This is a genomic window from Sulfurimonas limnophila, from assembly GCF_059705345.1.
Window position 1 is genome coordinate 1,423,064 of sequence record NZ_AP046127.1, and the last position, 11,746, is coordinate 1,434,809.

10 protein-coding genes are annotated in these 11,746 nt (G+C 34.4%); 4 read left to right on the top strand and 6 right to left on the bottom strand.

Annotation, left to right across the window (positions count from 1 at the left end; all coding sequences use genetic code 11):
- The first annotated feature begins 5 nt into the window (after nucleotides 1-5).
- Genes AC6H33_RS07155 through AC6H33_RS07170 form a run of 4 tightly spaced genes read left to right on the top strand, consistent with a single transcriptional unit; the run spans nucleotide 6 to nucleotide 3,526 of the window.
- Nucleotides 6-548, top strand: coding sequence for a DUF1882 domain-containing protein (locus AC6H33_RS07155; protein ID WP_497604201.1), 543 nt, complete (start codon nucleotides 6-8; stop codon nucleotides 546-548).
- A gap of 46 nt (nucleotides 549-594) precedes the next feature.
- Complete coding sequence (locus AC6H33_RS07160) at nucleotides 595-1,272, top strand: SPOR domain-containing protein (protein ID WP_497604202.1); 678 nt, start codon at nucleotides 595-597, stop codon at nucleotides 1,270-1,272.
- 46 nt (nucleotides 1,273-1,318) lie between these two features.
- A complete protein-coding gene (locus tag AC6H33_RS07165) occupies nucleotides 1,319-2,734 on the top strand; it encodes an anthranilate synthase component I family protein (protein WP_497604203.1) in 1,416 nt (471 codons plus the stop codon).
- The gene (locus AC6H33_RS07170) at nucleotides 2,735-3,526 is read left to right on the top strand and encodes a shikimate dehydrogenase (RefSeq protein ID WP_497604204.1); all 792 of its coding nucleotides are present in this window, start codon (nucleotides 2,735-2,737) and stop codon (nucleotides 3,524-3,526) included. It begins immediately after the preceding gene.
- On the opposite strand, the gene AC6H33_RS07175 is transcribed toward AC6H33_RS07170, so the two are convergent.
- The 6 genes from AC6H33_RS07175 to recR form a co-directional block, all read right to left on the bottom strand.
- Nucleotides 3,523-4,542 (bottom strand): aldo/keto reductase, encoded by a 1,020-nt coding sequence (locus AC6H33_RS07175; RefSeq protein WP_497604205.1) that lies wholly within the window; start codon nucleotides 4,540-4,542, stop codon nucleotides 3,523-3,525. The two genes, AC6H33_RS07170 and AC6H33_RS07175, sit on opposite strands and share 4 nt — an antisense overlap.
- A gap of 25 nt (nucleotides 4,543-4,567) precedes the next feature.
- Entirely contained in the window at nucleotides 4,568-7,237 is a 2,670-nt protein-coding gene (locus AC6H33_RS07180) for a glycosyltransferase family 2 protein (RefSeq protein WP_497604206.1), read from the bottom strand.
- A 63-nt stretch (nucleotides 7,238-7,300) separates the two neighbouring features.
- Complete coding sequence (locus AC6H33_RS07185) at nucleotides 7,301-9,787, bottom strand: MMPL family transporter (protein ID WP_497604207.1); 2,487 nt, start codon at nucleotides 9,785-9,787, stop codon at nucleotides 7,301-7,303.
- A 6-nt stretch (nucleotides 9,788-9,793) separates the two neighbouring features.
- Entirely contained in the window at nucleotides 9,794-10,396 is a 603-nt protein-coding gene (locus AC6H33_RS07190; protein ID WP_497604208.1) for a Tgt2/MlaC family protein, read from the bottom strand.
- Between the two features lie 2 nt (nucleotides 10,397-10,398).
- Nucleotides 10,399-11,172 carry an MlaA family lipoprotein gene (locus tag AC6H33_RS07195; RefSeq protein WP_497604209.1) on the bottom strand — a complete coding sequence of 258 codons (774 nt, stop codon included), beginning with the start codon at nucleotides 11,170-11,172 and terminating at the stop codon, nucleotides 10,399-10,401.
- 2 nt (nucleotides 11,173-11,174) lie between these two features.
- Nucleotides 11,175-11,744 carry a recombination mediator RecR gene (recR, locus tag AC6H33_RS07200; protein WP_497604210.1) on the bottom strand — a complete coding sequence of 190 codons (570 nt, stop codon included), beginning with the start codon at nucleotides 11,742-11,744 and terminating at the stop codon, nucleotides 11,175-11,177.
- Between the last annotated feature and the right edge of the window lie 2 nt (nucleotides 11,745-11,746).

Consider the following 11,746-nt stretch of genomic DNA (forward strand, 5'->3'; position numbering starts at 1 on the left):
AAAAGATGACAACATCTGATTTAAATCTTATAAAAATGTTAACTGATCACTACTGGATTAAAAGGGATACAGTAGTAGATAAGATTATCTTTAAAGGTAGAACATTTTATAACAAATTTGAAAAGGTAAATGCTTCTTTATCACAGGCTGTTATCTCTCAGCACATAAAAGGCGAGATAACCGTTGCACACTCACTTATTAACAAACATGGAAAAGTAGAAAATATTGTTATCGACTATAACGGAAGAGACCCTGAACGTTTTTACCACAAGGCTCAACTTCTATTACGTGAAGAGGGTTTTATAAACTTTACGGCTTATAAAACAAGGACTGAAGGGCATCTTCATGTATATATCCATAAAGGACATACAACTCTTCAAGAGGCAATCCAATTGGGAAAAATGATAAGCATGAAGCTATCAGCTAAACAACCTATGCAATGGAAAATGTTTCCAAATGCAGATATGCCAGATGAGTATAATATTTTGACACTTCCAATAGATGTTTACTCCAAGGAGCGTGGTGCTTCTTGGTCAAAGCATATGTAAACAACTTTTTGGTATTATTATAAATAAAGAAGATTAAGGAGACGTTATGGAAGAAAAAAATGAATTAAATGACATTATCTTAAACAAAAATAGTTCGTCTGCTGGAAATAAGAGAATTATTTTAGCTGTTGCTACACTTGGTATTGTACTTATTGTTGTTGTTATGCTTATGAATACTTTAACATCAAGCAATACAGACAATCTGCCACAAGCAATTCTTCCTCCTGAACCACAAAAAGAGATAAAAAGTTTAGCTGATGAGCCACTTTTTGAAGATGTTCCTGTTGTTCAAGAAACAAATAAAGAAAATATCTCTCTTGATGAGATTGCTCAAAAACTTAAAGAAGAGAGCACAAAAGAGGCTCCTAAAGCTCAAACACAAGAAGAGAAACAAGTAGAAACAACAGAAATTGCAAAAGTTGAACCAAAAAATATAGAGCCGAAGAGAGTTACACAAAAAGAGCCGAAATCTAAGCCTCAAGCAGTAGCTTCTGGTGGATACTATATTCAAGTTGGTTCTTTTTCAAGATATGAGCCAAATAAGAAATTTTTAGAATCAATTACAAAACTTGGTTATGAATATAAATTTCACAAAGTACCAAACAATGCTACTCCTTTGAATAAGGTTCTAGTAGGACCTTTTAGTTCTGAGAGTGAAGCTAGAAAAGCACTTAAGAGCATAAGAGCTTCTGTTGAGTCAGGCGCTTTTCTAACAAAAATATAATAGAACTTACGCTCCTTCGGGAGCAACTCTTTTACAAGGCACTCTTTTGATTTACTCAAAACAATTTTTTCAAGACCAATTAGCTCCAATCGCAGTTTATGCAAAATTAAAAACTATTTTTACAGATGAAATTTCATATCTTTTTGAGAGTGCTGGACAGAGCGAGGGTAACTATAGCTTTATCTGCATAGGTGCCAGAGAGAGAGTTCAGTATATAGATGGTAAAACTATCTATACTGATGCAGATGGATTAGTTCATTCTAAAGATGAGTCTCCATTTATATTTTTAAAAAATTACTATAAAAATATAGATACCTCAATCTATAAAAAAGCCTCAAGTGAACTTAAAGTAGGTTATATAGATGGTTTTATAGGCTACATTGGTTATGATATGGTAAAAGTTTTTGAGCCAAAACTACACTCAAGCATGGACACACTCAAAGATGAGCTAAACACTCCAGATTTAGACCTTATGCTCCCTAAAATTATTTTAGTTTATTCTCACAAAAATCATCAATTAACGCTGATAAGTACACTCAAAGAGATGAGTGATAAATTTTACACAATCGAAAACGAACTAAAAGGCTCTTACGAGTATATACATATGAAAAAAAATATTGGAAACGACAAAGGAAGCTTTGCTCACACCAAAGAGCAGTTCTTTAAAATGGTTGATGATTCAAAAGAGATGATAAGAAGTGGTGATGTGTTTCAAATCCTTATGACAAACCGCTTTACTAGAAACATTAAAGTGGATCCATTTAGTTTTTACAGAATTCTTAGAACAAAAAATCCATCACCATATATGTTTTTGATGGAGTATGAAGATTTTAATATTGTTGGTTCTTCACCTGAAGTTATGGTTAGAGTTACAAATGGCGAACTTCTTTTGCGCCCGATAGCTGGAACAAGAAAAAGAGGCTCTACAAAACAAAGAGACAAAGAACTCGAAGCTGAACTACTGGCAGATCCAAAAGAGTTAGCAGAGCATCTTATGCTTATAGATTTAGGTAGAAATGATGTAAGTAGAGTTGCAAAGACTGGAAGTGTTAAAGTTGAAGATATGATGCACATAGAACGCTTTTCTCACGTAATGCACATTGTCTCTGATGTTACGGCTACTCTTGCTGATGATAAAGATATGTTTGACTTGTTTATGGCAACTTTTACAGCAGGAACAATGACAGGGGCTCCAAAAATTCGTGCAATGGAGCTTATAGCAGAGTTTGAAGGGCTAAAACGTGGCTTTTATAGTGGAAGTATTGGCTACTTTGGTTTTGATGGAAATATGGATAGTGCGATAACTATCAGAACAGCAATGGTTAAAGATGATAAAGTCATTCTTCAAGCTGGAGCTGGAGTTGTTGCAGATAGTCAAAATGAGCTTGAATACCTAGAAGTCAAAAATAAACTCGGAGCATTAGTTGCTTCACTTGAAGATCTTGATAACGCTGAGATATAGATGAAACTTTTTGCTATATTTGGCGACCCTGTTGCACACTCTCGTTCTCCGCTTATGCACAACAGCGTATTTAAGCATCTAAACTACAAAGCTTGTTACACCAGAATTCATCTGCAAGATGGCTCGAAATTGAAAGAGACTTTTTTATCACTTAAGCTCTCAGGTGCAAATGTCACAGTTCCACACAAAGAGGCTGCATATGTAGCTTGTGATGAAGTAAGAGGTTTTGCAAAAAAAGTAGGAGTTGTAAACACCATCGTAAACGAAAACGGTCGTCTTATAGGCTACAACACGGATGCTGATGGGTTTATGTTTGCCATTAAAGAGTTTGGAGATGTAAAAAATATCTTAATCCTTGGAGCTGGTGGAACTGCAAAGGCGTTAGCCTCAAAGTTTATAGACTCTGGCATAAAAGTAAGCGTTATGAACAGAAGTGATTCAAAGCTCTCTTACTTTAAAGAACTTGGTTGTGAATGTTTTAACTGGGATAATTTTGAGATAAAAAAGTATGATTTGGTACTAAACTCAACAAGTGCTGGACTAAAAGATAAAGAATTCCCTGCCCCACTTGCTTTAATTGAGCAGATATTAGATAGTACCTCTTTTGTAGCTGAAGTGATTTATGGAAAAATCACACCTTTTTTAAAGTTGGCAAAAGATAAAAACATCATCTGCAAAGATGGTGCGGACATGTTACTCGCTCAAGGCATTTTAGCAAATGAACTCTTTGTAAAGAGTGAGCTAAAGAGCGATGATATAGAGCACTATATGGCAGAGAGTTTTAACCTTTAACCCATTGGGTACATAATCTCTTTTTGAACCGCTTTTATCTCTGCCATTATCTCTTCACTTAGCGTAACATCTAACGCTCCAAGCGATTCATCCATCTGCTCTATATTTCTAGCACCTATGATAGTTGAAGCTACAAATGAAAACTGCTTTGAATAGGCAACAGCTAAAGTTACTGGTGAAATTTGAAATCTTTTTGCTATATCCAAGTAAAGAGCAGTAGATTTTAATGATTTCTCATTTAAAAATCTCTCCGCTTGAGAGTTTAATCTTATATTTTTACTAATCATATAATCCGTATATCTTGCGTTTTGTGGATAATCTTTACTATTGTACTTTCCACTTAATACTCCTCCAGCAATTGGCGAATAAGCCAATAGCGAGATACTCTCTTTTGTGCATACAGTGGAGAGTTCATCCAAAAAACGTGGATTGTTTAGTGAGAAATTATTTTGGATAGATTCAAATCTAGCAATACCTAATCTCTTTGAGGTCTCATTTGCTTTACAAAGCCCATAAGCTGTATCATTTGAGCTCCCTATATATCTAACCTTTCCCTCTTTTACAAGCTCATCAAAGGCTATCAATGACTCTTCTATAGGTACAACTGTATCTGGCCAGTGCATCTGATATAAATCTATATAATCAGTTCCTAACCTCTTAAGGCTTCCCTCTATCGCTTTTTTTATATGAAATCTGTCTATTGCTGTATATCCATGACGGATTGGTGGGACAAACCAGCCATTTGCAGCACCTGCAACTTTTGAGGCTAGGATGATACTATCTCGTTGTTTGCCCTTTAACCATTTTCCAATGATTGTCTCACTCTTGCCTGTGTCTTCGGCTTTTGGTGGAACTGGGTAGATTTCAGCGGTATCAAAAAAGTTTATCCCTCTCTCATACGCTTTATCCATGATTTTAAAAGATTCTGTTTCGCTACTCCATGAGCCAAAGCTCATTGTCCCCAAACATATTGGAGTAACTCTAAGCCCTGTTTTGCCTATATATCTATACTCCATCTTTTAACTCTCTTTTGTTTTTTTATTATGAGAGAGTTTCCTTTTTGTAAGAACTTTTCTCAATCAATCTAAGAATTATAGCAGAGACATACGGGATACTCTGAATCAGTATAGTTGCAGAAAATATATAAACCTCTATAATCGCTTGATGGTTTGTCATAATCAGTGCAATAAAAGAGCCAATTAGAAGTGATGCTAAGATAATCTCATTTTTTACAGGACTGCTAACACTTCTTTTACTATTACCGCCCTTTTCTGTTCTCTTAAATGGAAGTCTATCTTTAACAAATCCATCATAAACAGCTTTAAAAATTGTAAGTTGTAAACTCATCGCGGCAATTGCACCAAGAAGTGAATGGTAAAAATTTGCTCCAACTCTTGTTCTATAAAGAACAAAAGAGTGGATTACATTTACCAAGAAAGCTGTTAATATAGGTACTGTAAGAGCAATCGTAGGGATAGTAACGCCTACAAATATAATTACTGGAACCCAGACAATATTTAGTATTGACGTAACCGTTCCTAGAGCATCAGAGAGCCAAAAAAACCATCCTGTTATAAAGTGATGTTTTTGCGAACGAGTCAATGTTTTTGATGATGGCTTAAAATGGTCCCAATGTTTTTTTAGAATCTGTACAGCACCATAAGCCCAGCGATGTCTCTGATTTTTAAACGCTTCAATAGTGTCTGGAAGTAGTCCATGTCCATATCTTCGGTTTGTGTAGTGTCCTATATAACCTGCTTCAAAGAGTCTAAGGCCTAGTTCACTATCCTCAACTATCGTATCAGTGTTCCACTGCCCTACTTCATCAAAAGCACTCTTGCGCACCATTATCATAGTTCCATGTGCTACTATTGCATTTTCTTCATTACGCTCAACCATTCCTATATCAAAGAAACCAGCATATTCGGCATTCATAGCCGTTTTAAGAAGTGATTCATTTCCATCTCTGTGATCTTGTGGAGCTTGAACAAGAGCTACTTTTGCATCATCAAAAATCGGGACTAACTCTACGAGCCAACTTGGCTTTATAACATAATCAGCATCGATAACAGCCAATATTTCACACTCTGGGTTTGTAAATTCTAAAGCTCTGTTTAGAGCTCCCGCTTTAAAACCTGTACATTCAATATCAAGATATACAAATCTCTCTCCAAGCTCTTGGCAAAGCTCTTTTATGGGCTCTTTATAAAACTCTTCAGGTGTATTGTTGATAATAACTAACACTTCATAATTTGTATATTTTAGGTTTGCAAGGGCTTCAAGCGTCTCTTTTAAAACATCTGGCTGTTCTTTGTATGCTGGTACATGTATACTTACAAAAGGAACGTGATCTGACTTTAAGTCAAGAGGAATAAGTCTCTTTGGAGGTCTTCCAATTGTACATTTAAATAGCTCATTTGCCTTTGCTAGAGTTATCAAAGTAAGAGGTACCATCAAAATAGAACCCATCCCCCACATAACCCATGTTCCAAAATTCATGTAGTGGACAAACGGATAAACAGCTGACATAACGATACCAAAAGAGATACCCTGTGCTGCTAGACCATATGTCATTGCATGCAAGAAGTTTATATTTTGATTCCTAAGTCCAAAAAATGTTAGTATAGCTCCAATCATTGCCGCTGCAACCATCTGCATAAACCAAAATGGTTCTACTAAAACTTCGCCTTGAAACTCAAACTTTAGATTACGGTTAGCGTCAAAAATACCCCAATACTGACCAACGCTTCCCTCATCAACCCCTTTCCAAGGCTGATCAAATGCTTCAAGAAGGTTATAGCTAAAGCCCTTCTCTTTCGCCAGTCCCAAAAATCTTCTAACAACCATCGCTTGATTTTGTGGGTTTGCAACTGATGCTTGGTTGTTATAACCCTGACTAGGCCATCCAAACTCGCCAACAAAGATAGGTTTTTTAGGATGTGCATCTCTTATTTTTTTGTATTTCTCATTAAAGAATGGCTCAAAACTCTCAGCTTTTATCTTCTCCCAATATGGAAGTATATGTATAGTTATAAAATCAACTTCATCTGCCAAATATGGATATAGCAACCACATATTCCAGATTTCAGCCGTTGTTAATAAGATAGTATGTTTCTCTTCTTTAGCACTGTTTGCTTTTGCCTCTTTTAGTTTTTTAGCTCTTACTTTTCTATTTTTCTCTTTTGCTATCTCTTCTTGAATTACTTTTTCTCTTGCATCTCTATCTACTTTTTGTATCAAAGTTATAAACTCTTTAAAATCTCTAATATGCGCTATTAGCTCATCAGGATTTAAATCATCACGAAGAAGAACCTCATTTCCAACAATGACAGATATAAGACTTTCATGACACTCTGCAATTAAGCTTTTTGCTAGAGCTATCTCTCTTTCATTATCTTCAACATCTCCAGAGAGCCAAAGACCCATATGTGCTTTCATACCAAGCGCCTTTAAGTGAGGCATAACTCTTTGTGAATCATCAGCAGAGTAGAGACGGACCGTATTTGTAAACTTTTTTAAAAGAGTCAAATCTCTAATAACCTCTTCATTGCTGAGCATCTCTTTCTCATTGCCTTTTTGATAAGGGGCATAAGAGAGTGATTCTATGATGTTATCAGCATCTGGGGGAGTTATAAATTTCTTATCGTTATTTAGCCATAAAAAAACTTGGAGAAGCGAAGCGAGCAGTAGCGAAACTAGAATATATTTCAATGTACTTCCTATGAAAATGAAACGAATTGTACATCAAAATTCAAAAAAGTTATGTACAAATTTTTAAATACCAAACAGAAGAATTAATGCGGGCAAAAGCAGTAAATCTGCGACTATTGCCATAAACATAGCAATCATAGTTAATAGCCCAAAATAGATAGTTGGATAGAAGTTTGAGAAGAGTAAAACAGAAAAACCAACCATGATGATAGCTGATGTATAAAACATAGCCGTACCTATACTCTCATGCGCACTAAACATAGAAGCAGTTGCATCTTTTGATTTACGATAAAGTAAAGAGTAGCGATAGATATAGTGGATAGTATCATCAACTGCAATTCCTAAACTAATAGCAGCAATCGTTATAGTCATCATATCAAGTGGAATATTCATCCATCCCATAAAACCAAAAATAACGCCAACTGGAACTATATTTGCAATCATAGCGATAAACGCTACTTTAAGGCTTCTAAAGAGGATTAAAAACATTAAAAAGAGTATTACTACTACAACTCCTATCGTTTTTATTTGAGAGTAGTAGAGTGATTGAAGCATGTTGTTATACATCACTAACAGATTAGATACTTTGTGCTCTTCATACTCTTTATTTAGCATACCATTTAAGTCATGATTTATTTTTTTTATCAGTTCATCTCGTTTAAGATTAGCCATTGAGTCAATTATTCTAGTGCTTATTCTTACTTGATTATTTTGAATATCTACATATGGTGTCAATATTATTTTTTTATACTCAAGTGGTAGTTTTTTATACATAAGAGCCAAAGTTAAGCCATCAGCCTCTTGATTGTTGTTTAGTACCTTTAAGACCTCTCCTGCGGTTGAGAGCGAGAGTACTTTTCCAACAGCTTCAAGAGATTCAAGGTACTCATGCACCTCTTTTATCTTTCTCATCTTATTTTGAGTGAACCAGTACTGCTCCCTATCACCCTCTTGCTCTTGAAATTCATCAGAAAAAGAGTCTAACTCAGCATCTTCATCAGGAGTTATAACGTGTACATTTTCTACTGTGTCACTGCCATCTTTAAACGTTAATATAACATCAAGAGGTGTTGTTCCACCAAGCTTTTTATCAATAATAGCCATACCTTGATAGATCTGCGTATCCTTTTTAAAATAGTCAATAAAACTGTTCTCAACTCTAAGTTTCATAGCGCCTGAAATAGAAAAAAACATGACTAAAAGAGTTAAAAATAAGATACTTTTTTTATAGCTATTTGCTATATGCGCAACTTTATATGTAAATAACTCTTCCTCTTCTTTTAGTGCTTGAGGCTCTTTTTTCTTTAAAAACAGAAGCGTAATTGGAAAAAGAGTGTATGTAATTAAAAGTGAGACAACTATTCCGCCACTCATCATCCAACCAAAGTTTATAACTGGCAAAATACCACTAAAAACCAAAGAGCTAAATCCAGCGATTGTAGTTAAAACAACAAATAGAGAAGGTTTGCCCATTGAGAGAATAGTTTGCATCGCTAAGTTCTCTTGCGGCTCATCTGGAGTCTCTAAAAGCAGCTCTTTATATCGTATAACCAAATGGACAACTAAAGACATATTCATAATAAGCTGCAGTGATATAAAGTTAGATGAAACTACAGTAATCTCTAGCCCAAAGAGACCGAGAAAGCCACTTGTTACGATAAGTGAAACAGTACAGATTAGGAGTGCAATCGCAACCCACTTAACCTCTTTTAATAAAATATATAAAATTATTATCAAAAGTACAACAATCATAAAGCCAAAAGTCTTTAAGTCATACTTGACAAACTCGACCATATCATCAGCTATCATTTCCACTCCACCTAAATGAAGCTCTATATTTGGGTGATTTTTTTCAAAATCAACAATAATTTTTCTTAAATCAACTACTGTTTTATGATTATCTTCTCTTAAAATATCTCTATATTTTTTTAACTCTATTGAGGCATTTTTATATGCTACCTTCTCTTCATCTCTTAAAGCTCTATCTTTCTTTAATTTAACATAACTATCTCTTTCATTGATAAGTGAAAAATAGTTCTCGTCTCTTTTAAGATTTACCATAAGTGCTGTAGTTGTAAAATCTTCGCTAACTAGATTTTTCTTATATACAGCACTGCTTAAAAACTCATCTCTTACCAGCTCTTTGTCTATACCTTTAGATTCAAGTGTTGGTATATCTTTTAGAAGCTCTTTTAGCGGAATCGGTGGAGACTGTAAAAGCGGCACATTTACGATAGAGTTTATAGACTCTACAATATTTAGAGTTTTTATATACCTGCTTAACTCTTTTATATTATCAATATTTTCTTGACTTAGCAGATCATCTTTTGTTGTGTATGTTATAACTAAAGAGTTTGATGTTTCAAAGCGCTTTGCTACATCTCTTGAAAACTCTAAATCCTTATCATCTTCAAGTAACAGTGTCTCTGCACTTGCATCAATTTCAAGTTTTATGGCAAAAAATGCCATAACTACTACAAAAACAGCCACAAAAGAAAGGATAATTTTTGGAAATTTTAATAGATAGTTTTTATATAAATTATGTAGCATTTTTACTTATGATTGCTTTGATAAAGCGTCCATAAGTGCTGTTATGGTTTTTGTTTGTAAGAACTCTTTAAATTGCGCTATATCTGTTTTTAAAATACTCACTCCAAGTATCTCTACATCATAAACCAGCCAGTTATCCTTACTCTCAAGTTGTTTTTTTGGTTTGTGAAATTTATAGACAATCTCTAGCTTGTCTTGCTTACTTATAAGGTCAGTTATCAAGGCTATTCTGTCTTCTTTTGGCTGTTGTATCTCTTTTATTTCAACTTTCTCATCTTTATAAGCATCTATCTTTGAAGAGTATGATTGTTTCATTCTATGGACATAAAGCTCTACAAATTTATCTTTATCTGCCTGAGATAGTTCCTTCCATCTATTTCCAAGGCTCAGTTTTGCCATAAGTTTAAAATCAAACATTGGAGTTAAAGTTTTTACAATATTTGCATTTCTCTCGTCTTTTAATAATTTTTTATCTTCAACAATCAAAATCACTTCATCAATTTTACTTAAAAAATGTTTTTTTAATTCCGTTTGTTCATCAGCAATCAAACCCTGTGTAAAGAAAAACATTCCCAATAATAGAAAAAAAACTTTATAAATACTTCTCAACTCTACTCCTTAATCTGCTTATCTCTGCGTTGTTCATAAATATCTCTCAAATATGGATAAAGATCAACCGCATCTTCTCTCATCTTCTCATATCTATCTTTGTTTAAAGATATATAATTTATATACTCAAAAGATTTTGCTCCGATATACTCTGCTGGAGTATCTGTAAGAGTCCAATAGCTTCTTTCATCGTAATCAATAAACGTCAAGAATGAATCAGGGTACATACTTGCAAAATCTCTTAAATTTGATGGTCCAAGAAGAGGCAGTACTATATGAGGTCCGCCACCTACTCCATAAAAGCCTAGTGTTTGTCCAAAGTCCTCTTTGTGTGCTTCTATCTCAAAGTAGCTCTTTGCTGGATCAAAAAGTCCAACTAAACCAATTGTTGTATTTATAACAAATCTTTCACTCTCTTGCATTGAATAATAAAATTTGCCCTGCAAGATATTATTTACAAAACGAATTGGAAAATAGATATTGTTAAAAAAGTTATCAACACTTCTACGAATTTCAACATGAAATAGATTTGAATATCCAGTTGAAACAGGTTTTAAAACATAATCATAAGCACCATCATTAAAGCTTGTCATAACTCTATTGTAACCGCTTAGTGGATCATAAATCTCTTTTACTTCCATCTCATCGCTAAATGAGTCAAGCTCGCTGTCTTGAGTATGCTCGATAGAAGTCTCTTTTGGTTCTTCAATGTTTTTAGAACTACATCCGCTAAGTCCAAGAAGCAACATAGCAAACACTACTAAAATTATTCTCATTTTCACACCCTCACCCTATCTGTTAACGCTCTGCTAAGAGACAACAAATCAATATTTTCTAAACTTACCCCAGTCGGTACACCCTGAGCAATTTTTGAGAAGTTTATAGTAAAATTACTTAATTTATCTTCAATATATAACATCACTGCATCATTTGCAATAGATGGTGTTAATGCAAAAACAATCTCTTTTACTCCACTCTCAACCAACCTCTCTAAGCCTGATAGATTAAAGTTTTCCAAAGAGTCCAAAACAAAATATCTCCCATCAAAGAGTCTGTTTTCTTCTAAAAGAAGAATGTCTTTTGCATTTTCTACTATACAAAGGAGCGTCTCATCTCTACTCTCATCACAGCAGATAAAGCAGAGCTCATCTTCACTCATGCCACCGCATGAAGCGCACTGCTTTATGCTTCCAAGTGCTTCTTCTATGGCATGAGCTATTTTTATACCTACAAAACTATTTTTCATAACTATATGATAAGCGAGTCTTATCGCAGACTTTTTACCAATTGTTGGAAGTTCTTGAAATGCTTCAACAAGCTTATTAAACTTCTCTAAACTCTCACTCATCT

Coding starts and splice junctions, on each gene's coding strand:
- AC6H33_RS07185 (WP_497604207.1), bottom strand. CDS start 9,787: ATGCTACATAATTTATATAAAAACTATCTATTAAAATTTCCAAAAATT.
- recR (WP_497604210.1), bottom strand. CDS start 11,744: ATGAGTGAGAGTTTAGAGAAGTTTAATAAGCTTGTTGAAGCATTTCAA.
- AC6H33_RS07195 (WP_497604209.1), bottom strand. CDS start 11,172: ATGAGAATAATTTTAGTAGTGTTTGCTATGTTGCTTCTTGGACTTAGC.
- AC6H33_RS07175 (WP_497604205.1), bottom strand. CDS start 4,542: ATGGAGTATAGATATATAGGCAAAACAGGGCTTAGAGTTACTCCAATA.
- AC6H33_RS07160 (WP_497604202.1), top strand. CDS start 595: ATGGAAGAAAAAAATGAATTAAATGACATTATCTTAAACAAAAATAGT.
- AC6H33_RS07170 (WP_497604204.1), top strand. CDS start 2,735: ATGAAACTTTTTGCTATATTTGGCGACCCTGTTGCACACTCTCGTTCT.
- AC6H33_RS07155 (WP_497604201.1), top strand. CDS start 6: ATGACAACATCTGATTTAAATCTTATAAAAATGTTAACTGATCACTAC.